We start from the raw sequence: 25,588 nt of genomic DNA on the forward strand, positions 1-25,588 counted from the left end.
CTCGGCCGATTGTCGACAACTGGCGACGTAGCTGTCGTCACACAACGTGCTTTTTATAAAGACTTATGACTGTACAGAATCCATGACAGTCAGGAGGTCGACAACCCCGTTTGTCGTGCCATGCACTCGACAGTCGACGCGTCGACCTCTCTCTTTACCGAACTGACCTATCCGAACAGTGACGACGATTCATCTCGACGTCGCAGGCGACGACGCGTGCTCTGAGAACGCCGACGACTGGTCCGAGAACGCGACGACTAGTCCGACGACGCCGACGACCCGCCGGTCAGCGCGTCGAGTAACTGGACCGCGGGCTCCTTCGCGAGCGGTTCGTTCGCGTTGCCGCAGTGCGGCGACTGCATGCACGCCGGACAGCCGTCGGAGCAGTCGCACTCCGAGATGAGGCGGGCAGTGCGCACCATCAGCGTCTCCACCTGCTCGTAGCCGCCGCGGGTGAGGCCGACACCGCCCGGATAGCCGTCGTAGATGAAGATGGTACTCTGGCCCGTGTGCGGGTGGTGCGGCGTCGAGAGACCGCCGATATCCGCGCGGTCGCAGAGCAAGGTGAGCGGGAACAGCGATATCATCCCGTGCTCGGCGGCGTGGATGCCGCCGTTGAACCCCCGCTCGCCCGCCGTGTCGCGCATCTTGCGCTCCACATCTCCGGGGACGGTGAAGTAGAGCGCCTGCGTCCGTAGCGTCGTCTCGGGGAGGTCGAGCCCCTCTCGCCCGATAGCCTCCCCGCGCTTGGGGTCGCGGCGCTCGAAGCCCGTTATCCGCTCGGTCATCGTCACGTCGGCGAACCGAACCCGAGTGTCGGGTTGCGCCGATAGCGGTTTCTCGGTCAGATCCTCGTTGACGACGATCTCCTTCTCCGTCAGTACGCGGGTGTAGTAATCAGCCCACGTCGCTTGCACCTCGGCGACGTCGCGGTCCAGATCGAGGTCGATTACCTCGTAGGACTGCCCTTGGTGGTGGTACACCGCGCCGGGGTGGGCGTCGCGCAAGGCGTCCGAGAACGACAGCGACGCGACGACCTCGTTGCGGTCGCGGACCAGGAGGTCGACTTCGCGGCGTTCGATGGTCCGGAGGCTCATCGAGTGCTGGGGACTGCCGTCGCCGGAGTGAATCCACCTGACTCCGCGCGCCGTGTCGCGACGCTGGAGTCTCCCCGCCGATTCGAGCTCCGAGACGACATCGGGGTACGGCGACCCGAACCACGCCTCGTCGTCGACGGAGAGCCAGTTTTCCGCCGCGGCGGAGGCGACGTGGTCGGGCAGCAGCTCGGTGTTCTCGGGGTCCGAAGCGGCCCGTTCGGGATCTCCGTCGAACAGTTCGTCGGGGTTCCGCAGCAGGTACTGGTCGAGTTGGTCCTCGCCGCCGACGAGGACGACCAGCGCCGCGTCGGAGCCGCGTCCTGCGCGCCCGGCCTGCTGGAACGCCGACATCCGGGTACCCGGATAGCCGTCGAGGATCACGGCGTCGAGTCCGCCGACGTCGACCCCGAGTTCGAGCGCGTTCGTGCTCCACACGCCCCTGAGGTCGCCGTCGTGCAACCGCGACTCGATGTCGCGGCGCGTGTCGTGTTTGAGCGACGCCTGGTACGCCTGTATCCTCCGCGCGAGGTTGCGCTCTCCCCGTCTACGCAACTCCTTGCTGCTGTCGGTGGCGTAGCGCTCGGCGGCCTGTCGAGAGCGGGTGAACGCCAGTGTCTGATAGCCGTTCGCCACGAGGTCGACGAACAGATTCTTCGTCTCCATGTGACTCGATTTCCGTCGTCCGCTCTCCCCTCCGCGCTCCCCGCCATCGTACTCCGGCGGGTTCCACAGCACCCAGTGTTTCTCGCCGGTCGCCGCGGTATCCTCGTCGACGAGCGCGAACGACGATTTCGCCTGTCCGGTGATGCGTGCGGCGTGTTCGACAGGGTTGCCGATGGTCGCCGAGCAGCAGACGAACTGCGGGTCGGAGCCGAACCGCTCGCAGACGCGGTTCAACCGCCGGAGCGTCAGCGCGACGTGGCTGCCGAAGACGCCGCGGTAGCCGTGCACCTCGTCGACGACGACCGTTTCGAGCGAGGAGAAAAACCACTCCCAGAGTCGGTGCGAGTGCGGCAGCAGCGCGTAATGGAGCATGTCGGGGTTCGACAGCAACACGGTCGGCGCGCGGTCCCGAACCGCCCGCTTCTCGGACTGCGAGAGGCGGCCGGTGTACTGGGCGACGGAGACCCGACTGCCGAACCCCAGCCCCCGCGCCAACTCGTCTAACGTCTCGGCCTGATCGGCGACGAGCGCGTTCTGCGGGCCGAGATACAGCGTCCGCCCGCCGTGGTCCATCGCTCGCTCGAACGCTGGAACCGTGTACGCGAGGCTCTTGCCGCTGGCCGTCTGCGTCGCCAGTACGACGTTTTTGCCGTCTCTGACGGCTTTGACCGCTTCGGTCTGGTGGCGGTAGAGCCGGTCGATCCCTCGCCCCTCGAGCGCCGACCGAAGTCCGGATTCGAGTTCCACGTCGGTGAATTCGGGGTCGCGCGCCGGAACCGTCCGGTGGTCGGCTATCTGTCCCTGATAGTACGGTCGGTCCCGGAGCCACGCGATGAACTCATCCACACCCGCGCTCGGCGGTGAACGCGCCTAACGGTTGCGGTCGTCGGGAGACGATCCTCACGTTGCCGTCTCTGTTCGGTGCTCTACGCGCTGTTTCGCGCCCGGATCGCCTCGCCGATTTCGGCGCTAGCGGGATTTTTGTCCCGATGGTTCCAACCGACGAGTATGGCCGACTACGACGCGGTGCTCATCTTCGACGGCGAGTGTCCGTACTGCTCCGTCGCCGCCCGCGCGCTACGAACGCTCGACGACATCGGCGCGATCTCGTGGTACAACGACGCCGCCCAAGAGGCGTTGACGGCGCAGTTCGGCGAGACGCCGTTCGCGATGGTGCTCGTCGACGCCCGCCGGAACCGCGTCTACGCCGGTCGCGCCGCCGCCGAAGAACTCGCCGACAGAGCGGGGACGCCCGGCATTGTCGGGTCGCTCGTCCGCGACAACTACGACCGCATCGCCGCCGTCGTCGGCGCGGCCAGCGGCCGAGCGCGCGACCCCGACGACGTTCACGATGTGTACCCGCTGACCGACGCGGCCCGCGAGCGGTTCGACGCGCTCGTCGCCGCGTCGGCCGAACGACCAGACGGGTTTGAGAGCCCGTGACCGCCGCCGACGGCGGCACGTACACGCTGGTCGTGAAACTGAAAGACGATACACGGCTGACCGTCGGCGCGCTCGGATCGGTCGATCTGTTCGCCGGCGGCTACGCGTACACCGGCAGCGCGCTCGGGTCCGGCGGGTTCGCCCGCGGCGACTTCCCGGTGTCGCTCGACGCGGGCGAACGAGTCGTTCGTCACTGGCACGTTGACTACCTGCTCGGACATTCGGCGGCGTCGATTCGCGACGTGGTCACGACTCCCGGCGAGGACGTCGAGTGCGTCGTCTCGCGGGCGCTCAGCGACGGTCCGGTCCCCGGTTTCGGGTCGTCCGACTGCGGGTGTCTGTCGCATCTCGCCCACTGGCCCACCGTCGACGACGCTCGGCGGGCGGCGATACGAGCGCACGAACGGGCCGGCGGCTCGAAGGAGTAAATCGATGAGACATCGGGAGAGACCGTGGCTGGCGGGCGGTCCGGGCAGAGCCGCCCGCCGGCCGAATGCTCTCCCTTCGACGGCCGTCGTTCCGGGCAAGGGCGACGGCCGACGAAATGCCGGTTGTCAGAGGCACCCCGGCATCCGAAACTACGACTGGGGGTGTCTTTACATCACCTATCGTGGATTCTCAGCAACCCTCGACAACAAATATATAAACACGTCGCTATTTTATATACCATGTATCGCATCCGAACGCTTTTACTCGTCGTCTCGGCTACACTACCTGAATGAGCCAGTTGGGTCCCTCCGAGATGATGGCCGCTGTCGCTCGGCGCGGTAACGTCCTCCGCGCGCTCGACGACAACGGGACCCGAAAATGCCGACTCGTAAAGGAACTCTCGGTTTCGAGGTCGACCGTCGACCGTGGCGTACGCGAACTCGAAGGCCACGGGTTGGTCGAACGCATCGACGACGGCTACCGCCGGACACTCGCGGGCCAACTCGTCCTCGCGGAGTACGACCGTTTCACGTCGCGTCTCGACGGTATCGTCGACTCCCTCGACGCGCTCGACATCTTGAATCCGACGACCGAGTTCGACGCGCGGGTTCTCGACGGTGCCGACATCGTCTACGCCGAGAAACACTCCCCGCACCAGCCAGTCACGCGGCACGGTGATCTCGTCGCGCGCGCCGATGCCGTCCGCACGCTCGCCCCGGCTGTGCTCCCACAGCAGGTTCAGATCTACCACGACCGTCTCGTCGACGGCGATCTGACCGCCGAGATCGCGCTCTCGACGGCCGTCATCGAACGGATACTCGGCGTCTATCAGGACGAACTCCGAGAAGCCCTCTCGACCGGCCGCCTCGACGTACGCGAGACACAGAGCGAACCGCCGTACAGTCTCGTCTGCGCCGAGACGCCGACGGGTCCCGAAATCAGCCTCCTCCTCTACGGAGACACCGGCGCGTACGCGTTCATCGGCAACGACGACCCCGAAGCGGTCGAGTGGGCCGAAACGGTGTTCGAGGAGTGGTGGAGCGACGCCACGCCGTTACCGATGCTCTCCGACCAGTAGCTCTTTTTACTGCCTCGCGTAGGTGCGCGCAGATGTTTCCACGGTTACCCTATCTCGAGTGGATCGCCGGACGCCCAGCGGCCGCCGACTACGACCTCGGCTCGAGCGACCTTCGACGGGCGTCGCCGTCGCCGGAAGTGGTCCCACCGGCGCTCTCGGGGCGCAACGACCCGCCGACAGAGACGACGCTCGAAGCACAGATTGCAGATCTCTACGACGTCTCTTCGAACCAAATTCTCGTCACTGCCGGTGCAACTCACGCGAATCTAGTCGTGGCGGCCACCGCCCTCGACATCGCTACCGAGCGAGCGGAGACGACGCCTGACGTTCTCGTCGAAGCGCCCGGCTACCAACCGCTCGTCCGAACTCCGCAGGCGTTCGGCGCGCGCGTCGAGCGGTTCCGACGCCCCTTCAAGGAGAACTACGGACTCCTCCCCGAGCGTGCGGCGAACGCCTTCACCGACGAGTTGTCGCTGGTGACGGTGACGAACCGCCACAATCCGAGCGGTCGATTCGCGACGCGGGACACGCTCGCATCGCTCGCAGAGCGGACTGCCGACGCCGGCGCGTACCTCCTCGTCGACGAGGTGTATGCCCCGTTCGTCTCGAACTCGGATGCGACTGCGGACGACGGAGACGCTCCGCGACCGTTCGGCGGCGTCACGGCGACGGGGCTGCCGAACGCCGTCGTCACCGGGTCGCTCACGAAGTTCTACGGACTCGGCGGACTCAAAGCCGGGTGGCTCGTCGGTCCGCCGGCGTTCGTCGAACGCGCCCGGCGCGTCGTCACCCACGTCCCCTGTCTCGCAGAGCCGAGTACGGCGCTGGCGCGGCGGGCACTCCACCACGAGGCCGAACTCACGGCGCGCTCGCGCGACCTCCTCGCGACCAACTACGACCTTCTCGCCGCGTTCGTCAAGGGTCGCTCGGACCTCTCGGGCGAGGTCCACGACGGCTGTAGCTACGCGTTCCTCTCTCACGAGTCGGCCGACGGCGACGCCGTCTCCGAAGCGGCGTGGGAAGAAGGCGTCTTGGTCGTTCCGGGGCGATTCTTCGACGACGCGTCGTCGTTCCGGCTGTCGCTCGGCCGCGCACCCGACGAAGTTGACGCGGGACTCGACGCGTTCGGAGCGGTGCTGGACGAACACTGACTCGGCTCAGTCCAGCGCCGTCGCGAGTTTCTCGACGGGGTGCGGCGGTTCTTCGTCGGTCGCCACGTCGCCGAGTTGCGTCCGACAGGAGGCACCCGGCGCGACGACAGTCCCGCCCGCGTGTTCGACCTGTTCGGCCAGAATCCCGCCGATGGCCTCGCTCATCGAATGGTGCTCGGCCTCGTAGCCGAACGACCCGGCCATCCCGCAGCAGCCGGAGTCGAGCGCTTCGACGTCGTAGCCTGCCCGTCGGAGCACACCGACGGCGTGGTGGTCTTTCTTCGTCGCCTTCTGGTGGCAGTGACCGTGGTAGGTGAGGAACTCGCGGTGCTTGCGCTCGGCGAAGGAGATCTCCTCGTCGAGGCGGAACGTGTCGACGTACTCCAGTATCCCGTACGTCCCGGCGGCGACGACGCCCACGTCGGTGTCGAGCGTCTCGCCGGGGCTTCGCTCTTCGGCCTTCGTCGGCTCCGTCACCGTGGCGGGCTCCTCCCCGAGCAGGTCGAGGTAGTCTGACTGGAACATCACCGCGTCGGAGGGTTCGACGACAACGACGTCCCAGCCGTCTCGGACCCGCGGGGCGAGCGTCTCGACGTTCGACTCGGCGGTATCGTACGCTTTGCTCAGAAAGCCCTTCGAGAACGCCGGGCGACCGCTGTCGACGACGTTGCCGGGCACGTCCACGTGGACGCCGGCGGCTTCCAACACCCTGACGGCCGCCTTCCCCGCCTCGGGGTGGTTGAAGTTCGTGTACGTGTCCGGCAGTAACAGCGCCTTGCGGGTCGCCTGCGACTCAGGGACGCGCGACCCGCCGCGACTCTCGAACCACGCCGCGAACGGTTGGGCGTAGAACGTCGGCAGCGTTCGCTCGCTCGCGATACCGACCGTCTTCTCCAGCAGTGTCCGCGCGCCGGGTACTTTCGTCGCCCAGTTCGAGAACGGTGCGAAGCGCGACCCGAGCGACGAGAGCCGGTCGATGTTGGCGAACATGCGGTCGCGGAGGCTCGCGCCGTGGCGCTGGTGGTACTCGTGAGTCACTTCGGCTTTCAGCTTCGCCATGTCCACCTCGCTCGGACAGTCGCGCGCGCAGCCCTTGCAGCCGATACAGAGGTCCATCACCTCGTGCATGAACTCCACGTCGAACTGCTCGTCTTCGCTCAAATCGCCGCTCATCGCCTGCCGGAGCATGTTCGCGCGGCCCCGCGTCGACAGACTCTCCTCGTCGGCCGCGCGGTAGGTTGGACACATCACTCCTCCCACCGTGGACTGCCCGCCGCGACAGCCGCCGCAGCCGTGGCAGAGTTCGACCATCCCCTGAAAGCCGTTCTCGTTCTCCCAGCTCAGCGTCGGCTCCAGTCCAGCGTCGAACTCGTACTCCGGCGAAAACCGGAGGTTCTCCGTCATGTCGACGTCCCCGCAGACGTTTCCGGGGTTCAGAATCCAGTCGGGGTCGTACGCCGTCTTCAGGTCGCGGAACACCTGCCACAGGTGGTCGCCATACAGCTTGCGGTTCCACTGGGTCCGCGCGCGCCCGTCGCCGTGTTCACCCGACACCGACCCGCCGTACTCGACGACGAGATCCGTCGCCGCGTCGGCGATCGCCTCCATCTCCGCGACGCCCTCTATGGTTTTGGTGTTCGTCAGCGGGCGGATGTGCAGCACGCCCGGCCCGGCGTGGGCGTAGTAGCTGGCGAACGTCTCGTGGTCGTCGAGAATCTCCTGGAAGTCGGCGACGTACGCGGGCAGGTTCTCGGCCGGAATCGCGGTGTCCTCGATGTAGGCGATGTGTTTCGCGTCCGACGTGCGCGACAGCAGGATGGGAAGCCCGGATTTGCGCATCTTCCAGAACTTCGCTATCGTCTCGTCGTCGTGCGCTTCCATCGCCGTGACCGCGTAGCGTTCCTTGTCGCTCTTTTCGGCTGCGCCCGGCGTCGGGTCGGCCGCCGACACGTCTTTGCTCACGCGGTCGGCGACGAGGTCTGCGACCTGCTGGCGGCCGTGGTCGTCGTTCTCGGCGTAGAACTCGACGAGCAGCACCGAGTCGGTTCCCTCGGGGAGCAAGCCGACCACGTCGGCGAACTCGGCGGTGTCGCGGGCCAAAGAGAGCAACACGTCGTCCATCACCTCGACGGCGGCGGGACCGTGTTCAAGGATGGGTGCGACGTCCTCCATAGCGTCGACGACGCTCTCGTACGTCAACAGCGCGACCGACTTCGTGTTCGGGACGGGTTCGAGCGAGACGGTCGCCTCGGTGACGACGGCGAGCGTCCCCTCGCTCCCGGCGAGCAGGCGTGCGAGGTTGACGACGCTAGGTTCGCTGTCGGGGTCGATTTCCGAGTTGTCCGGCGTGCGACGTTCGCCGCGCGCCTCGTCGACGAGCATGTCGAGGTTGTAGCCCGAGACGTTGCGCTTCAGCTCCGGGTAGCGGGCGTCGATTTCTTCGGTCTCCTCGTCGAGGATGCGGACGACTTCGGCGTAGATGCGCGGCAGGAGGTCGCTGTCGGGTCCGTCGTCGCCCCACGCCTCCGCGTCGGGGTCGGCCTTCTCGCGGAGTTCGTCGACTGCGATGTCGCCAAACCTCGTCACGGTGCCGTCGGCGAGGACGGCCTCGACTTCCTCGACGTAGTAGTCGGTCTTCCCGTACTTCAGTGAGTGCGACCCCGTCGAGTTGTTGCCGATAGCGCCGCCGATGGCGCTGCGGTCGCCCCACGCCGGGTCGGGCGCGAACTTCAGGCCGTGCGGGGCGAGTTCCTCGTTGAGTTCGCCGAGTATCGCACCGGCCTGCGCCGTCGCTCTTCTTTCACCGGGGTCGACGTCGACGACGCCGTCCATATAGCGCGAAAAGTCGAGGACGACCGCCTCGTTGACCGTCTGTCCGGCGAGACTCGTGCCGCCGCCGCGCGGGAGGACGGGGATCTGCCGTTGCGCGCAGTAGCGGACGACCGCCGCCACGTCGGCCGTAGAGGTAGGAAAGACGACGCCGACGGGGGTCACCTCGTAGGCGGAGGCGTCCGTCGCGTACAGTTGTCGGGTGTAACTGTCGAAGCGGACGTCGCCGTCGATGCGCGATTCGAGGTCGCGGACGACGCCCGGTCTGGCGACGTCGTCGCTCCGGTAGTCGTAGTTCGCGGCGGCGTCCGTCGAGGGGTCTGCGTCCGTCGACGAATCCGCGGACGCGGGAGGCGAAGAGTGAGATGCCATTGGTATGTGTTGTGTGGTATCGAACTATAAACGTCCGGACGCGACGGCGTCGACTCCCGGAGTCGTCCGCCTCCCCCGCAGATTCCTCGCACTCTGCCCGGTTCGTTTCAGGTTTCTACAACCGGAAACACAATGGTGCGCCCCACGCTACGTGGTGACATGAGTTCAGGAACGGTTTCGGCGTTCGAGCGATCACTCGGACGCCTCGACGTAGGGGTGGCCCGAACGAGCGCCGACGCGCTGGACGACGCGCTCGGGTCGGCGACCCTCGACCCAGTCGTCGGTGCACCGCTGCCGTTCGAGAACTGCTCGCTGCCCGACTGGATTCCGACCGACCCGACGCCCGCCGACCTAAAGCGTGCGAAGACGGGCGTCACGGCCGCGGAGTTGGCTATCGCCGATTACGGCAGCGTCGTGATTCGCGCGACGCCGGACCCCACCGAGCAGGTGAGTCTGTTCTGCGACCGCCACGTCGCCGTCGTCCGCGCCGAGGACGTGGTCCCCGGCATGTCCGAGGCGTTCGAGCGACTCGCCGAGTGGACTGCCGCGGGCGACAGCGCCATCATCGCCACGGGACCGAGCGCGACCGCCGACATGGGCGCGCTCGTGAAGGGCGCGCACGGACCGAAGGAGGTCTGGGTGGTGGTCGTCGAATGAGTTCGACGCGCGACGAGAAGGCGGCGAGGATTCGTCACTTCCTCGCCACCGAGGGCGACGCCGTCGCCGAGGGCACCCGCGGGTTCAACGCCGGTCGCTACGAGTCGGTCGCGAGACTCGACGACTACGAGGAACTGAAAGACAGCGCCCGCGCCATCAAGAAGGACGCCATCGACCGACTGCCCGAACTCGTCGACCAACTTCGGGAGTCGGTCGAAGCCAACGGCGGCACACTCTACGTCGCCGCCGACGCAGCCGACGCCAACCGGTACGTTCGCGAGGTGGTCGAGGGCGAGGACGCCGAAACCGTCGTCAAGAGCAAGTCGATGACCACCGAGGAACTGGAGGTCAACGACGAACTCCAGTCGGCGGGAGTCGACGTAGTCGAGACCGACCTCGGCGAGTGGGTGCTCCAACTGGCCGACGAAGCGCCGTCGCACATCGTCGCGCCCGCCATCCACAAATCACGCGAGGGTATCGCCGACCTGTTCGAGGCGACGTTCGACCTCGACGAACCGCTCGAAACCGCCGTGGAACTGACGATGTTCGCCCGCGAGAAACTGGGCGAGCGCATCGCCGACGCCGACGTGGGGATGACCGGCGCGAACTTCATCGCCGCCGACTCCGGGACGCTCATGCTCGTCACGAGCGAAGGCAACGCGAGAAAATCCGTTGTCGTCCCCGACACGCACGTCGCCGTCGCGGGCGTCGAGAAGATCGTCCCCTCGGTCAGCGACTTCCAGCCGTTCGTCGAACTCATCGGGCGCTCCGGCACCGGACAGGACATCACCTCGTACATCTCGCTTTTCACGCCGCCGGTCGACTCGCCGACCGTCGAGTTCGACGCACCGGACGTCCCGATGACCGACGGCGACGTAGACCGGGAGTTCCACCTCGTGCTCGTCGACAACGGGCGGATGGCGATGCGCGAGGACGACCAGTTGAAGGAGACGCTCTACTGCATCCGCTGTTCGGCGTGCGCGAACTCCTGCGGCAACTTCCAGAGCGTCGGCGGGCACGCCTTCGGCGGCGAGACGTACTCCGGCGGCATTGCCACCGGGTGGGAGGCCGGCATCGAGGGGCTGGACGTGGCCGCCGAGTTCAACGACCTCTGTACCGGCTGTTCGCGCTGCGTGAACGCCTGTCCGGTGAAGATAGATATTCCGTGGATAAACACGGTCGTCAGAGACCGCATCAACCGAGGAGAAGGAGGAAAACTCGACTTCCTCGTCGAAGGACTCATCCCCGACGAGGAACCTGGGGGTCTGGACCTCGGCAAGCGCTTCTTCGGCAACTTCTCGACGGTGGCGAAACTCGGGAGTGCGACGGCGCCCGTCTCGAACTGGGTCGCGAAGACGCGCCCCGCGCGCCGACTCATGGCCGAGACGGTCGGCGTCGACCCCCGGCGCGACCTCCCCTCGTTCGAACGCGAGACGTTCCGCGTCTGGTTCGAAAAGCGCGGCGGATCGCAGGTGCCGCCCGCGAAGGCGAGGCGGGAAGCCGTCGTCTACCCCGACCTCTACACGAACCACGTGCAGGTCGAGCGCGGGAAGGCGGCGGTGCAGACGCTCGAAGCGCTCGGCGTCCACGTCGTCGTGCCCGACGTGCCGTCGAGCGGCCGCGCGCCGCTCTCGCAGGGGATGATTTCGACCGCCGAGCGGCACGCCCACGACGTGTACTCGGCCCTGGCCGAACACCTCGACGCTGACCGGGACGTCGTCGTCGTTGAGCCCTCCGACCTCGCGATGTTCCGCTGGGAGTACGAGAAGTTCCTCGCGCCGAAGTCGTTCGAGCGACTCGATATGCAGAGCTACGAGGTGATGGAGTACGTTTACGGGTTGCTCCACGCGGGGGCCGAACCGACCCTCCTCTCGACGCCCGACGAGGGCGACTCGGGCGTCGCCTACCACAGCCACTGCCAACAGCGGACGCTCGGTCTGGAGTCGCACACCGTCGCCGTCCTCGAAGACCTCGGCTACGACGTGGTCACCTCCGAGACGGAGTGCTGTGGGATGGCCGGGTCGTTCGGCTACAAATCCGAGTACTACGAACTGAGCATGGACGTCGGGGAGCCGATTCGCGAGCAGTTCGAGGCCGCGGACGCGGCGGACCGAACCGTCGTCGCCTCCGGTACCTCCTGTCTCGAACAGTTGGACGCGCTGCTGTCGCGACCGACGCGACATACCATCGAACTCGTCGCGCCGCGCTGACCCGTTCTGACGGTCCTCGCCCCGAGACGCTACCGACCGCGACGGCTGGCGAGGGTCAGTCGTCGGTCAACCCGTACGTCGCCGAGCTCTCGTCGTCGCCGCCCTCGTTCGGCGGTGATTCGTCGAGTTCGCTTCTCAACAGGAGGAACAACCCGAACAGGGTCGGCGAGAGAGCGCCCGCGACGAGGCTGCCGCCGAGGACCCCGAACCAGAGTCCGTCGCCCTCCGGAATCAGCGACGACCCGCCGGACGCGCCGCTGCCGGACGATGTTCCCCCGGGCCCGCCGTCGACGACGACGGCACCCTTCATCCCCATCGCCTGGTGGGGGACGCAGGCGTACTTGACGATACTGTCCTCGTCGAACGTCTGCTCGAAGGTATGACCCGCGTCGCCGACGAGTTCGCTCTCGAAGCTCCTGTCCTCGGCGGCGACGTTGTGGACGCCGCCCTCGCCGCTCCACTTCCAGACGACCGTCGTTCCGGGGTCGACGCGCACCGCGGCCGGCGCGAAGCCGAAAGCGCCCCCGTTGCCCTCCGCACCGACGGTCACCGTCACCGTCGACTCTCCGCGCTTGTCGACGGTGCCGTCGAAGTTATCGACGCCGTCGAACCAGCCGCCGTAGTCCGGCTTGGACGCGGCGGCGACGCCGACGGGGTTCGACCCCGCTCCGGCGGCAGTGACGCCCGCACCGACGGCCAGCCCCCGGAGGACGGTCCGTCGGGTGGCCCGCGGCACAGACGCGCCCGCCTCGACGTCGCGGGGTGCGTCGACGCTCATCGTTCCGCCCCATCGTAGCCGGTGTACTCCATGAGACTCCGGAAGATGTCGGTGTCCATCGCCTCCTCGTAGACGACGGCACCCAGCATGCCGCCGGGGTAGAAGTCGCCGTTCATCACGTGGTTCACCTTGTGGCAGTGCATCAGGTAGATGCCCGGTTCGGCGTCGGCGGTGAACTCGATGGTCCGTCGCTCGGCGGGCGCGACGTTCGACACGTCCTGCTCGTACTGCGCGGCCTCCGGTATCTGCCCGCCGTCCTTCTCGACGAGGCAGAAGCGGTGGTTGTGGATGTGCAGCGGGTGGTTCATGTAGCCCGCGTTGACCCAGTGGACGCGAACAGTGTCGCCGCGGCTGACGATGATGGGCGACCCGTCCTCGGGGTGGAACGTCCGGAGGGCGCTCTTGCCGTTGACCGTGAACACGTCCGGGCGACGGTTTCGCGGGTCGTACTGCGCGCTCTCGCCGGCCATCTGACGCGGAAGCCGCGAGTCCCACTCTTTGACGGTCATGAACACCTCGCGGTCGGCTGGTTCGTACCCCTTCGGGTCGACGCGGAAGATGCCGTACATCCCCATCTCGATGTGGCGGTGCGTCTGGTAGTGGCAGTGGTAGAGGTGGGTCCCCGGCACGTTCGCCGGGATGGTGTAGGTGTGCTTCTCGCGGGGTCGATGAGGATACCCGTCGTCGTCGGGACGCCGTCGTCCTTCCACACCTTCTGGACCCCGTGGAAGTGCAGTGTGTGAGGCCGCATCCCCTCGGTGTTGTCGAACGTCACCTCCATGTCGTTGCCCTCGGTCGTCCAGAGGATCGGTCCGGGGACGCTCGGTTCGCCGTCGTCGGCTTTGAACGCCCACACCTGCGGCAGTTCGACGGGGATGCCCATCGAGTCGAGCGGGTGGGCGGCGTGCCGCGCCGGTTGCGAGGAGAGCGTCACCTTCCCGCTCTGTTCGTCGACCTGCACGACTTCGGGCGGACTCGTCCACGGGAGCGATGACTCGGCGGCGTTCGTTTCTCCCCCGCTGCCGCTAACGGTCGCGGGGTCGTTCATTGGGGCCGAACAACCGGCGAGCGTCAACGCACCCGCGCCACCCGTCGCCGCCAGAAACTCACGTCGCGATACGCCGTTACCGGGTGCGCCTATCTCTCCCGTCATGCTACACTCGGTGATTGTGAGGCCTCGAGAATAATCCAGGACGATGATTCCCAACAACTGGGAACGGGATCGGTGCGTCGGAATCCGAACGAAAGCCGCTGACCCCGAGACTCGCCGACCGAGAACGGTCGGGCGTCGAGCGACGACCGCCGAAACGTCGACACCGAACCGCAAACCGCGATAGAGGGGCCGTTGCGGACGTGTCTGACCGGAGTCCATCCGGTGTCTGACGCTGACGCTCACGTTCTACGAACATTAAAGACCCGGGCCTCCATGAGGATGAGCATGGACGGGACGCCACAAGAAATCACGACGCTCGTCGGCCGAGAGGTCTACTCCAATAACGGGGTGTACGTCGGCGAGGTCGAAGACGTCCGATTGGACCTCGACCAGGAGGTCGTCACCGGACTCGCGCTCGCCGAACTGAACCGAGAACTGTTCGAAGGTCGCATCCAGCGCGGCAAGGGAGTGCTCATCCCCTACCGCTGGGTTCGCGCCGTCGGCGACGTCATCCTCATCAACGACGTTATCGAACGCCTGAAACAACCGGAAGAAGAGACGGAAATCGCGGTCTAACTGCCGTTTCCGCTTTCGCTGCCGTCGACGCCCATCGCCTGAAACAGTTTTCGTCGTACTGCCTCCTCGGTGAGCGCCAGCAGCGTGTCCCGGTTGTCCTCGCTCGTCTCGATGCCGGTGAAGATGCCGAGCGGGATCTCGACGCTCGCCTGCGTAGAGTGACCGGCGGCCTCGCCGATATCTTTGAACGCGTCCTGCAGGATGTTCCCGATGTTCATCCGGATGTCCTTCGAGCGCGCGGCGAGGTAGATGGTGTTCTCGGCGATACCGAAGACGGCTGTCGTGGTGATGCCTTCCAGATTGAGGAGGTGCTGGGCTGCCTGCGCGAGCGCTTCGCGGTCGCGGATGAACCCCGCGTTCGAGACGAGGTGGCTGCCCTGCACTTCCCGATTTTGGATGGCCTCGGCGAGCACGTCAAGCGTCTCCGGCGACATCGACGGTGACTCGACCTGTTCGAGCGTGTCGTGGTTCGCGAACGGGTAGAGATACGCCGCCGCCGTCAGGTCCGCGGGCGTCGTATCGCGCTTGAAGTCGAGCGTCTCCGCGCGGATACCGTACAGAAGCGCTGTGGCGACTTCCTCGCTGGGGCTGAGGTCGAACTCCTGGATGTACTTCGTGAGAATCGTCGAGGTGGAGGAGACGTTCGGCCTGACGTCGGTGAACGTCGCGTCGAACTCGCGGTCGGGTTCGTAGTGGTCGATGAAGATGTCGATGGGAACCTCAACGTCGAAAGCGCCCGACTTCATGTGGTCGACGAGGGCGACTGCCGCGTACTCCGACAGCGGCTTCGTCTCGTCGCGAGAGAGCAGGTCGATACCGAGGAGGTTGACGAACGCCCGGTTCTCCTGGTGGCCGATGTCGCCGTTGTAGAGGATGTCGGCGTCGACGCCGTACTCCTCGGCGATCTGTTTGAGCGCCGCGGCGCTGGCGATAGAGTCGGGGTCGGGGTTGTCGTGTGTCAGAATTGCCAACTCGCCGTCGGTCGCCACGAGCACGTCCGCCAACTGTCGGGCCTTGTACTCCAACTCGCCCGATTCGAGCGTTCGGAGCGCCGAGTCGGCGATGACCGTCGAGGGGTTGATGACCACGTCCGCGCCGAGTTCGGTCAGTTCGTCCTCGGAGACGGGGTCGGAGGCGCGCACGACGACGAACTGGTCGCCGCCGCGTTCGCGAATCGCCGACACCGCGGCTTTGTTCGCCTCTACATCCGAGGAGAGGATGAGGATGACGTCTCGGTCGGAGACGGCCGAGGCCACCTCGGGTTCGCGGATGTCCTGTCTCTGTGCGTTCAAGTCTTGATCGCGGAGGGCTTCGACCCGACTCTCGTCCTTGTCGAGTATGAGGACGTCTTTTCCTCCGGCCACGAGTTCGTCCGCCACTGCATGCCCGACGCTCCCGCACCCCAAAATAGCGTACGTAGACATCGAAGAGATGCTGACCTCAGAACTCATTAGTACCTTCTGTACCCACGGACGACACTTAACAGCATCCGTTTGTTTCCCGCTCGATGTTCCTCCGGCCGCGAGGCTACCACGCGGGTTCGGCCGCGAAAATTCCTCGACCTTGACACACCGGTGTTCCGTAACGACGGCCGTGGCGAGATGACACACACTTACATCGGCACCACGGCCACCGCAGAGCGAGCGAACGGACACCCGCTCGCCATCTACACTGTGGAGAGACGTACTAATCAATACGCTTGCTAAACCATCTGATATGTGTCGTGGTAACACTGAGTTCTACCCGGCGTCTTCCGGCGATTCGGCGCCGCCGCGACACTCGTTATTCGACTGTCGCTTCGCTCTTCCACGCGTCGTGGTCACCGTTCCGAAAGGAAACGCCTTTTAGCGTACCCTCGAAATGAGCTACTGAGGGCCGGTAGCTCAGTTAGGGAGAGCGACGGACTCTTAATCCGTCGGTCGGGGGTTCAAATCCCTCCCGGCCCGCTTCTACGACGCACCAACTAACGAGCACCGCGTCGCGTGTGCGAGTCGCTCGTGAGGAGTAATGCGACCTGAGAGGGATTTTGGACTAGACTGGACGAGCAACGCGAGTCCAGGCGTGGTTCAAATCCGTGATACGACCAAACAGAGTCTTTATTACTCCGTTGCACAGACCCCGTGTCGATGACTTCGCGAGACCAACAGTTGGTCGACCCTATCGAGATACTGTTGGTCGAACCAAATCCCGGTGACGTCCGTCTTTTCACCGAATCGTTCAAGGAGGCTACTATCTCGAATCAGATTCACACTGTCTCCGACAGCGACTCCGCGCTCGATTTCCTTCATCAGCGCGGCGACTATAGCGACGAACCGTTCCCGGATCTCGTACTACTCGACCCTCATTCACTCGGACCAAGCGGTCTAGAAGTGCTGTCCGAGTTGAACGACGAACCGACACTAGACGAAATCCCGGTCATCGTTCTCACGAGTTCGGAAATGGGCGAGGAGGTCCTGAAATCGCAGGGATTCGACGCCGACAACTTCATTCAAAAACCGGTCGAAATCGAGGATTTCATCACTTTCATCCAGTCAGTCGAAGGCTTTTGGTTGACCTTCACCCGTTCGCAAACGTAGAGCGAAGCGCAGGATGCTTTCTGCGAGTATCTTCCCGCAGATATCGCTCTCGGTCAGACGGAACGCGTCGGTGTCGCTGATCTGTCGCCCCCGTCGCTGTGGTTCGTGAGCGCTTCGCGTTCGCTCACTCCATCTCGGTCCCTCGAAACTTTTTGCCGCTACCCGTCGACTCCCTCACGGGTGACCCCTCGTGACAGACAGTTCGCGCCGCCTTCCGACGCTCCGCCGCGCCGTCGCGCTCGCCGCACTCGCGTTCGCGACGGCCGTCTACCGATACGTGATTCGCCCGTGGCACCTGTCGTGGGGTGCGACGACGGCCGAACGTCGAGCACCGCTTCCCGGCGATGAACTGCTCGACGATGTGCACGCCGAGTCGACGCGAGCGGTGACTATCGCCGCGCCGCCGAGCGAGGTGTGGCCGTGGCTCGTCCAGCTCGGGCAGGGCCGCGCCGGCTTCTACAGCTACGACTGGCTGGAGAACCTCGTCGGAGCCGACATCCACAACGCTGACCGGATTCTCCCGGACGAACAGCGTCTCGCGCCGGCCGACACTGTCCGACTCGCCCCCGAGGATTACTTCGTTCGACCGCCGGTGACGACGCTCACCGTCCGGGAACTCGACGCCGAGCGAATCCTCGTCCTCCAGGGGTTCGACGGCGGGACGTGGGCGTTCGTCCTCGAACCCATCGCCGAGGGGACGACGCGCCTTCTGGTCCGGTCGCGGGCGGCCCCGATTCGCCGCCGCGTCGGCCGTCTCTCGCACTACCTCCTCTACGAGCCCGCGCACTTCCTGATGGAGCGGAAGATGCTGTTCGGAATCAAAGCGCGCGCGGAACGAGCGTACTCGTCGCCGCCATCCGATTCGTAGCCCGGTCGCGTAACGCGGCGCTCGTGACCCGACGCACAGCGGTTACATTATACGCACAACCTCCCTATCCGGGTTACCGTGACCGAGTTCCCCGACGCCGACACCACTGACGACCTCGTGACCGAACGCGACGAGACCGTCGAGGCCGTCCGTTCGCACGCAGGCCAGATCGCCCGCCAACTCGCCCTCCTACAGGGTGGCGACTACGGCCAGCGGACGTTCAACACCGACGAGGGCGAGTGGACGCTGAAGTACGAAGCAGGTGACCTGGAGTATCTCCGGTTCAGCGGACGCTCCGGCGACGACGTCTACGTCGTCTCGACGAAACAGCCGCCGGAACCGACCGACCTCCGGCGGGCGATGACCGACTACGACGCATTCGTCGAGTCGTACAACCAGTACGTCCGGTCGCTCGACGGCGTTCTCGACGACGTGCAAAGCGAGTTTCCGAAGGTCGAGACGACCGACTCCGTCGTCACCGAGCGGGATCGAATCGTCGAGCGCATCCGCGACGTGGCCGACGCCATCGCGGGCGAACTCCACCGCTACGACGGCACCGACTACGGGACGTTCTCTGCGCGCGTCAACGGTGCGCGGTGGGAGTTGAAGCGGGAGAACTCGCGCGTCTCCTACCTCCGCGTCGGCGGGCAGAGCGGCACGTACCTCGTCTCGCAGTACGAACCGCCGTCGGCCCCCGATGTCCGGGAAAACGCCGACGATTTCGTCGCGTTCGTCGACGCGTACAATGACCACGTCGCCGAGTTGGAGGCCGACCTCTCGGAGATCTCGCTCTGACGGCCCGCCGAATTTCTCCGAGGAACGTAACCGATTTCGCGACTCCTTCCGTAGCCGATTACTCCCGTAGCAGCGCCGCCGCCGCGTCGAGCGCCTCGTCGCCCGCGACGTCTGCACCCTGCGCGTCGAGGGCGTCTGCCAGCGACGCGAGCAGGTAGGTGACGTTCTTCGGGTTCGCGGAGTGACCCATGCAGCCGATGCGGAATATCTCCCCTTCGAGGTCGCCGAGCCCGCTAGCGATTTCGAGGTCGTACTGGTCGAGCAAAAACGAGATAACCGCGCCGTCGTCGATACCGTCGGGGACGCGCACGGCGTTGAGGCTCGGCAGCCAGTAATCGTCGGCGGCGTTCATCTCCAGTCCCATCGCCTCGACGCCCGCTTTGAGCGCGCCGGCGACGCGCAGGTGACGATCCCACCGCAATTCGATGCCCTCCTCGGCGACGAGCCGAAGCGCCTCACGGAGCGCGTAGACGTTCGTGATGGGCGCGGTGTGGTGGTACGAGCGGTCCTCGCCCCAGTAGCCCTCGAGCAGCGAAAGGTCGAGATACCACGAACGCGGTTCTTCCTCCCGCGAGAGCACTTTGTCCATCGCTCGGTCGTTGAGCGTCAGCGGACTCGCGCCCGGCGGACAGGAGAGACACTTCTGCGGCCCCGAGTAGGCCACGTCGACGTCCCACTCGTCGGCGCGGAACTCGACGCCGCCGAGCGACGTGACGGTGTCGGCGACGACGTAGGCGTCGTGGCTGTGCGCGATGCTCGTCAGTTCGGAGACGTTCGGCTGCAGCGCGCCCGTGCTCGTCTCGGCGTGGACGAAGCCGAATACGTCCGGCTGGTGCTCGTCGAAGGCGCCCTGTACGTCCGCGGGGTCGAGCGGTTCGCCCCACGGCGCGTCGACTTCGACGACCTCTCCGCCCGCACGCTCGGCCATGCTCGCCATCCGACCGCCGAAGTAGCCGTTCGTCGGCACGAGCATCGTGTCGCCCGGTTCGACGAGGTTGCCGATGGCCGCCTCCATCGACGCCGATCCCGTCCCGGAGACGGGAATCGTCCACTGGTTGTCCGTCCGGAACGTGTAGCGCAGCAGTTCCTGTACCTCGTTCATTATCTCGATGAACGACGGGTCGAGGTGACCGACCAGCGGCGTACTCATCGCCCGCAACACTCGGGGATGGACGTCGCTCGGTCCCGGACCCATCAGCGTTCGCTGCGGCGGCGTCAGTTCGTCGACGACGGGAGCATACGACATACCCCCCGATTCCGCGGACTGCGAGAAAAATCCATGGGTGTTCGTCGCACGATGCCGGTTCCTCGCGTATCGCCGTCGTCGAATCGCCACGACCGTCGTCGGGTCACCACGACCGCCCTTGGGTCACTACGGCCGGTCGTCGAGCGCCGCCGCGACCAGTTCGACCGGGTGTGCCGGCTCTCTTGTGTCGTCGCGGTCGCCGAGTTGCGTCCGACACGACGCGCCGGGGGCGACGACGGTGTCGCCGTCGCTCTCATCGACTTGCCCGACGAGGATGTCCACGATGGACTGCGAGAGGTCGTAGTGTTCGGCCTCGTAACCGAACGACCCGGCCATCCCGCAGCAGCCGGAGTCGAGATGGTCCACGTCATAGCCGACGCTCCGGAGCACGTTCGCCGCGTGGTGGTCCTTGTTCAGTGCCTTCTGATTGCAGTGGCCGTGGTAGGTGAGCCGCTTGCCGACCGGTCGGGCCGACAGTCTCTCGCTCAGTTGGCACGTGTCGAGATACTCGAGGACGCCGTAGGCGTTCGCTCCCAGTTCCAGCACGTCGTCGCCGTCGAGTAGGTCCGCGTACTCGTCTTGGAGCATCACCGCGTCGGAGGGTTCGACGAAGATGACAGACCACCCGCATTCGACAGCCGGGTAGAGGGCGTCGACGTTCTGTCTCGCCCGCTCTCGAGCGAGGTTCAGAAAGCCGCCTGAGTACGCCGCCCGCCCGCTCGGCGCGGTGTCGGACGCGAGTTCGACGTAGACGCCCGCCGCCTCCAGCACCCGGACCGCGGCTTTCCCCGCCTCCGGATAGATGTAGTTCGAGTAGGTGTCGGGGAACAGGAGTACCTTCTCGTCGGCTTCCGTCGCCGAGGCCCCGGCCTCCCGCGCGTCGAACCACCGTTCAAGCGACTGGCGGGTGAACGTCGGCAACTCGCGGTCGGGGGCGATACCGAGCGTCCGCTTCAAAAGCAGTCGCGCACCCGGGAACTTCGGCGCGAGGTTCGACACGGGCGCGGTCGCGCTCCCGACGGCGGCGAGGCAGTCGATGTTGGCGAACAGTCGCTCGCGCAGGCCGCCGCCCTCCCGCTCGTGGTACTGGTGTTTGACCTCGGCTTTCAGCTTCGCCAGGTCGACGCCGGTCGGACAGTCGTTCGCGCAGCCTTTGCAGCCGATGCAGAGGTCCAGTACCTCCGACTGAAATCTCTCAGAATAGAGCTCCTCCTCGTCTAATTCGCCGGTGATAGCCGCCCGCAGGAGGTTCGCCCGTCCGCGCGTCGTCGCCGCCTCGTCGCGCGTCGCCCGGTACGTCGGGCACATCGTGTCGCTGCCCGTCTGTCGGCAGGTGCCGCAGCCGTTGCAGAGTTCGACCAGTTCGGAGAAGCTCCCGTGTTCGTCGAAGTCGAGGCTCGTCTCCCACTCCGTTGAGAGGTACTCGGTCCCGTAGCGCAGCGACTGCCGCATGTCGGTCGGGTTCTCCTCTCTGAAGACGACCTTCCCGGGGTTCATCCGCCAGTCGGGGTCGAACGCCGTCTTCAGCTCCTGAAACGCCGACCACAGTTGCGGCCCGTACATCTTCGGGTTGAACTCGGTCCGGGCGAGACCGTCGCCGTGCTCGCCCGAAAAAGAGCCATGGTGTACCAGCACGAGGTCGGTCACGGCGTCCGAGATCGAACGCATCGTCTCGATGTCCTCGCCGTCTTTGAGGTTGAGGATGGGGCGGATGTGGAGCGTGCCGACCCCGGCGTGCGCGAAGTACGCCGCCGACGTGCCGTGGTCTGAAAGCACCTGCTCGAACTGCGTGACGTACTCGGCGAGTTCCTCGGGCGGCACCGTCGCGTCCTCGATAAACGGATAGGGCTTCGCGTCGCCCGGCAGCGACATGAGCAGCGGAATCGCTGCCTTCCGGAGCTTCCAGAGTCGTCCCTGCGCCTCGTCGGTGTACGCCTCCACGACGTCGAACGCCTCCCCCTCGGCGAGGAAGCGGTCGTTCGTCCGCTCGATTGCGGCCGGAAAGTCGTCGTGGAGTTCCGAGTCGAACTCCAGCATCAGCGCCGCCGCCGTGCTCTCGGGCATCTGCGCGGCGTACTCGGCGAACTCGCTGGACTCGCGGGCCAGCCGGAACACCTCGTCGTCCATCAGTTCGACGGCGCTCGTGTCGAACTCCAGCGCCGCGGGGACGGCCGCCATCGCGTCGACGAGGTCCGAGAAGCAGTACACCGCGAGCGCCGTCTCCTCCGGTTTGCTCACGAGCGACAGCTCCGCCTCGACGACGACCCCGAGCGTCCCCTCCGCGCCGACGACGAGTTTCGAGAGGTTCATCACCCGCTCGCCCTCGTCGGTCTCTCTGACCACCTTGTCGAGGTTGTAGCCCGAGACGTTGCGTTTCAGGTCCGGGTACCGGCTCTCTATCTCCTCGGCGTTCTCCTCGACGAGACGCCGAACGGTTCGGTAAATATCGGCTTCGAGGTCGTCTTTCGCCACTATCTCCTCCCACTCGTCGCCGTCGACGACCACGTCTCGGGTGCGAATCAGCGACCCGTCGGCGAGCACCACGTCGAGTTCCTCGGTGTAGGCTCCGGTGATGCCGTAGCGGACCGAGTGCGCGCCCGTCGAGTTGTTGCCGATGCCGCCGCCGACAGTCGCCCGATTCGAGGAGGCAGGGTCGGGAGCGAACTTCAGTCCGTGCGGCGCGAGCGCGTCGTCCAAATCATCCTGGACGACGCCGGGTTGCACCCGCGCCCGCCGGGCGTCGGGGTCGATCTCGAGGACTCCGTCCATGTACTTCGAGAAGTCGAGGACGACGCAGCCGGGTCCGACCGCCTGCCCCGCCAGTGACGACCCCGCGCCGCGGGGGAGTATCGGCGCGTCGTGCTCGGCGGCGATTCGCACCGCCGCCTGTACGTCTTCGACGGTGCGCGGGAGGACGACGCCCGCCGGACGCGCCCGGTAGATGCTGCCGTCGGTCGCGTACAGCAGCTGGCTGTACTCGTCGAATCGGACCTCTCCGGCGACGGCGTCGCGCAACGCCGCCGCGAGAGCGGCGTACTCGTCTACGTCCGCTATCTCCGATTCGGATGCGCGGTACGCCTCGAACGCCTCGACCATCGATTGCTCGTCGACCGCCATTACGGAGGCATACGGCAGTGTCGTGTATATACCATGGGTGCAGTTCACACGATGCGAAAAACGTGTCTCCGCGGTAGGTAGATCCTCCCGTCGCTGTCTCGGTAGCGCCCGACGCCTCCAGTCACGTCGACGCCGAACCTACGAACCGAAACTCCTTTTCGCCGGTCTGTCCCATCGCTCTCCGTGGAATCCAAGCGACTCCAGTTCTACGGACTCTATCTCACGCGGTTCGCCGGCGGTTTCGGGTTCATCACGCTCATCACGCTCCTGCCGGAGTACATCAACCTGATCGACCCGCAGGATTTCGCACTTCCATTTCTCGGTCTTACGCTCAGCGCCGGGTTCGTCATCGGGATGTACACGACGGGATTCACGCTCGCCCAGACCGTCGCCGTCGTTCCGCTGGCGTGGGCGGGCGACCGCTACGACAAACGGCTCGTCCTCCTGGGGTCGCTCCTCGTCGGCGTCGTCGCCTACGCGCTGTTTCCGCTCCTCGACACCGGCGCTCCCGGCGCGAGTCTGCTCTTCATCCTCGCCCGCGCGCTGCAGGGCGTCGCCGTCACCGGCGCGTCGCTGATGTCGCTGTCGCTGGTCGGCGAACTCGCCGACGCGGGAACGCGCGCGAACCACATCGGCAAGGCCAACGCCGCCAACTTCGCGTCCTCCGTCCTCGGCAGTCTCAGCGCCGGCGCGCTGTACGAACTGCTCGGCTTCACGCCCATCTTCTCGCTCATCGTCGTCCTCCTCTCGGTGGCGACCGGAATCGTCTGGCTCTTCGTCTCACCCGATCGCACCCGAGTGAAGGGCTTTCCCTTCTCGGACCTCGCGCTCAACCGCCGCATCATTACGGTCTCTAGTTTCCGCGCACAGTACGCCGTCGCCGTGACGCTCGTCCGGACGTGGGTGCCCATCTACGCGGGCGTCTCCGCCGCGAGCGGCGGTCTCGCGTACGGCGCGCTCGCGGTGAGCGTCACCGTCGTCACCGAGAAGTTCTGCAACATGCTGCTGCAGCCGCACACGGGTCGGCTCTCGGACCGATACGGCCGCGCGCTGTTCGTCTTCGTCGGCGGCGGTCTCTACGGTCTCATCGCGCTCGCGGTTCCCTTTTCGCCCGCAATCGGTGCGTCGCTCGGTGCCCCGACCGAACTCCCATTCCTCGGGGCGCTGACGCCCGCATTCCTCCCGCTGGCCGTCCTCTCGGGGCTACTCGGAATCGCCGACAGCTTCCGCGAACCGGCGAGCATGGCGCTGTTCGCCGACGAGGGCAGCGGCGGCAAAGGCGTCGCCTCCAGTTTCGGCATCCGCGAACTCGTCTGGCGACCTGGGAGCGTTGTGGGACCGCTGCTCGGCGGGTGGTTGATGGCGGAGGTCGGCATGGAGTGGGTGTTCTACGTCGGCGGCGCGTCGGCCATCACGGGCGTCCTCACCATGTTGGGCGTCCTCGCCTACCACAACGGAACCGGCGTCCGCGCGCTGACCGAGTGGTAGCGCCGCCGACTTCCTCAGTCGTCGCCGGAGATGCGGCGTCGACTCCGCGTCTCGACGTCGAGTCGCCGCTCCGCCTCCGGTCTCTCTCCCGACCCGCTGTCCGGCCGAACCGCCCACCCGAGCGCGTAGCCGACGGCGCCGACGACGAGTCCGAGGCCGAGTCCGCTTCCGACGCCCGCCGAGACCGCGCCGCCGAGCGTCGGTTCCGCAGTCTGAAGGCCCCGGACGATGCCGAGGAGAACCGACGCTTCGACGCCGAGCGACAGACAGGCGAACGCGCTCTCGCCACGCCAGGAGACGTAGCCGAGCAGGCCGACGACCGCGACGACGACGACCCCGTTCAGGAGCGCGCCGTGGGTGAACTCCGAGAGGTACGCCGCGACCAACACGGCGACGAGGGTGAGCAACCCGACGCGGGCGCTCGGTTCCCACGCCTGTGCTCGGGCGTACAACGCGGCCGCGAGCAGTCCGGCGATACCGAAAGCGTAGATGGCCGTACTCCACGGGAGCAGCGACCCGGCGAGGATAAACGACGCGACGCCGAAAACGGCGAGGGCGCTCGTCACTCGGTCGTGGGCCGCCGGCGCGTTGCCCTCCCGTACGTCGAGGAGGAACGAAAACGGCGTCGCGTCGCCTCGGGAGACCGACTCGTTGCGCCGCCGAACGGCGACGCCGACGGCGAAGACTAGACTGCCGACGACGGCCGCGAGGCCTCCGGCGTGACCGACCGCTCTGGCGACTACGTGCGCCGTTGAGGCGTCGGCGATGCCGGCGTCGATGCCGACGGCGAGCAGTCGTCGACTGTGGACCGAGAGCGCGAAGAGTACCGAAAAGACGGCGACCCACGCGCCGCCGACCCCGCCGCCGCGGACGGCGTAGAGGAGCAGTCCGCCGGCGCCGACGGTCGCGCCGAGCAACGTCGGTACGGAGAACAGCGTCACGCCGTCGAACGCCGTCGCGTCGACGAAGCCGTAGCTAACGAGTACGACGGCGAGCGTGACTGACACGACGCTCATCCGATACGTCAGCGTCTCGTTAGTTCCTACGACTGCAGAGCGGACA

General features: G+C 66.2%; 18 protein-coding genes, 1 tRNA gene and 1 pseudogene. 12 read left to right on the top strand and 8 right to left on the bottom strand.

All coding sequences use genetic code 11. The features are described from left to right. Positions 1-257: 257 nt before the first annotated feature. On the bottom strand, positions 258-2,606 hold the full coding sequence (locus LAQ58_RS05640) for a DEAD/DEAH box helicase (protein ID WP_224449628.1): 2,349 nt from the start codon (positions 2,604-2,606) through the stop codon (positions 258-260). Positions 2,607-2,768: 162 nt separating this feature from the next. On the opposite strand from LAQ58_RS05640, the gene LAQ58_RS05645 reads away from it, so the two are divergent. The 4 genes from LAQ58_RS05645 (at position 2,769) to LAQ58_RS05660 (ending at position 5,861) form a co-directional block, all read left to right on the top strand. Further along, the gene (locus LAQ58_RS05645; protein WP_224449629.1) at positions 2,769-3,203 is read left to right on the top strand and encodes a DCC1-like thiol-disulfide oxidoreductase family protein; all 435 of its coding nucleotides are present in this window, start codon (positions 2,769-2,771) and stop codon (positions 3,201-3,203) included. After that, positions 3,200-3,631 (top strand): GIY-YIG nuclease family protein, encoded by a 432-nt coding sequence (locus LAQ58_RS05650; protein WP_224449630.1) that lies wholly within the window; start codon positions 3,200-3,202, stop codon positions 3,629-3,631. The genes LAQ58_RS05645 and LAQ58_RS05650 overlap by 4 nt, the downstream gene beginning before the upstream one ends. Before the next feature lie 290 nt (positions 3,632-3,921). Continuing rightward, the gene (locus tag LAQ58_RS05655; RefSeq protein ID WP_224449631.1) at positions 3,922-4,710 is read left to right on the top strand and encodes a helix-turn-helix transcriptional regulator; all 789 of its coding nucleotides are present in this window, start codon (positions 3,922-3,924) and stop codon (positions 4,708-4,710) included. A 32-nt stretch (positions 4,711-4,742) separates the two neighbouring features. Next, complete coding sequence (locus tag LAQ58_RS05660) at positions 4,743-5,861, top strand: pyridoxal phosphate-dependent aminotransferase (protein ID WP_224449632.1); 1,119 nt, start codon at positions 4,743-4,745, stop codon at positions 5,859-5,861. Between the two features lie 6 nt (positions 5,862-5,867). Here the strand turns inward: LAQ58_RS05660 and LAQ58_RS05665 are convergent, their stop codons facing one another. Then, positions 5,868-9,062, bottom strand: coding sequence for an FAD-binding and (Fe-S)-binding domain-containing protein (locus LAQ58_RS05665; protein ID WP_224449633.1), 3,195 nt, complete (start codon positions 9,060-9,062; stop codon positions 5,868-5,870). Between the two features lie 159 nt (positions 9,063-9,221). Between LAQ58_RS05665 and LAQ58_RS05670 the strand changes: the two genes are divergently transcribed. Then, on the top strand, positions 9,222-9,719 hold the full coding sequence (locus LAQ58_RS05670) for a LutC/YkgG family protein (protein WP_224449634.1): 498 nt from the start codon (positions 9,222-9,224) through the stop codon (positions 9,717-9,719). Continuing rightward, entirely contained in the window at positions 9,716-11,929 is a 2,214-nt protein-coding gene (locus LAQ58_RS05675; RefSeq protein WP_224449635.1) for an LUD domain-containing protein, read from the top strand. Before LAQ58_RS05670 ends, LAQ58_RS05675 begins: the two co-directional genes overlap by 4 nt. 55 nt (positions 11,930-11,984) lie before the next feature. Here LAQ58_RS05675 and LAQ58_RS05680 read toward each other — a convergent pair whose 3' ends face one another. Both LAQ58_RS05680 and LAQ58_RS05685 read right to left on the bottom strand, forming a co-directional pair. After that, the gene (locus LAQ58_RS05680) at positions 11,985-12,707 is read right to left on the bottom strand and encodes a halocyanin domain-containing protein (RefSeq protein ID WP_425490690.1); all 723 of its coding nucleotides are present in this window, start codon (positions 12,705-12,707) and stop codon (positions 11,985-11,987) included. Continuing rightward, positions 12,704-13,860: pseudogene (locus LAQ58_RS05685) on the bottom strand (multicopper oxidase domain-containing protein). Before LAQ58_RS05685 ends, LAQ58_RS05680 begins: the two are co-directional and overlap by 4 nt. A gap of 285 nt (positions 13,861-14,145) precedes the next feature. Between LAQ58_RS05685 and LAQ58_RS05690 the strand changes: the two are divergent. After that, positions 14,146-14,436, top strand: coding sequence for a PRC-barrel domain-containing protein (locus LAQ58_RS05690; protein WP_224449636.1), 291 nt, complete (start codon positions 14,146-14,148; stop codon positions 14,434-14,436). Here the strand turns inward: LAQ58_RS05690 and LAQ58_RS05695 are convergent. After that, positions 14,433-15,887, bottom strand: coding sequence for a DHH family phosphoesterase (locus tag LAQ58_RS05695; RefSeq protein WP_224449637.1), 1,455 nt, complete (start codon positions 15,885-15,887; stop codon positions 14,433-14,435). The genes LAQ58_RS05690 and LAQ58_RS05695 overlap by 4 nt on opposite strands. 421 nt (positions 15,888-16,308) lie before the next feature. Here LAQ58_RS05695 and LAQ58_RS05700 point away from each other — a divergent pair. The 4 genes from LAQ58_RS05700 to LAQ58_RS05715 all read left to right on the top strand — a co-directional run bounded on the left by LAQ58_RS05700 (position 16,309) and on the right by LAQ58_RS05715 (position 18,675). After that, a tRNA-Lys gene (locus LAQ58_RS05700) sits at positions 16,309-16,382 on the top strand. A 180-nt stretch (positions 16,383-16,562) separates the two neighbouring features. Beyond that, positions 16,563-17,012 (top strand): response regulator, encoded by a 450-nt coding sequence (locus tag LAQ58_RS05705; RefSeq protein ID WP_224449638.1) that lies wholly within the window; start codon positions 16,563-16,565, stop codon positions 17,010-17,012. A gap of 190 nt (positions 17,013-17,202) precedes the next feature. Further along, positions 17,203-17,880 (top strand): SRPBCC family protein, encoded by a 678-nt coding sequence (locus tag LAQ58_RS05710; protein WP_224449639.1) that lies wholly within the window; start codon positions 17,203-17,205, stop codon positions 17,878-17,880. Between the two features lie 78 nt (positions 17,881-17,958). Further along, positions 17,959-18,675, top strand: a complete 717-nt coding sequence (locus LAQ58_RS05715) for a profilin-fold protein (RefSeq protein WP_224449640.1) — start codon at positions 17,959-17,961, stop codon at positions 18,673-18,675. A 58-nt stretch (positions 18,676-18,733) separates the two neighbouring features. On the opposite strand, the gene LAQ58_RS05720 is transcribed toward LAQ58_RS05715, so the two are convergent. Together LAQ58_RS05720 and LAQ58_RS05725 are read right to left on the bottom strand one after the other, a co-directional pair. Further along, complete coding sequence (locus tag LAQ58_RS05720) at positions 18,734-19,921, bottom strand: pyridoxal-phosphate-dependent aminotransferase family protein (RefSeq protein ID WP_224449641.1); 1,188 nt, start codon at positions 19,919-19,921, stop codon at positions 18,734-18,736. Positions 19,922-20,047: 126 nt separating this feature from the next. After that, complete coding sequence (locus LAQ58_RS05725; RefSeq protein WP_224449642.1) at positions 20,048-23,038, bottom strand: FAD-binding and (Fe-S)-binding domain-containing protein; 2,991 nt, start codon at positions 23,036-23,038, stop codon at positions 20,048-20,050. Positions 23,039-23,221: 183 nt separating this feature from the next. On the opposite strand from LAQ58_RS05725, the gene LAQ58_RS05730 reads away from it, so the two are divergent. After that, positions 23,222-24,526, top strand: a complete 1,305-nt coding sequence (locus LAQ58_RS05730) for an MFS transporter (RefSeq protein ID WP_224449643.1) — start codon at positions 23,222-23,224, stop codon at positions 24,524-24,526. 14 nt (positions 24,527-24,540) lie between these two features. Here the strand turns inward: LAQ58_RS05730 and LAQ58_RS05735 are convergent, their stop codons facing one another. Beyond that, entirely contained in the window at positions 24,541-25,542 is a 1,002-nt protein-coding gene (locus LAQ58_RS05735; RefSeq protein WP_224449644.1) for a hypothetical protein, read from the bottom strand. Between the last annotated feature and the right edge of the window lie 46 nt (positions 25,543-25,588).

The organism is Haloprofundus salilacus (genome assembly GCF_020150815.1).
Lineage (GTDB): Archaea > Halobacteriota > Halobacteria > Halobacteriales > Haloferacaceae > Haloprofundus > Haloprofundus salilacus.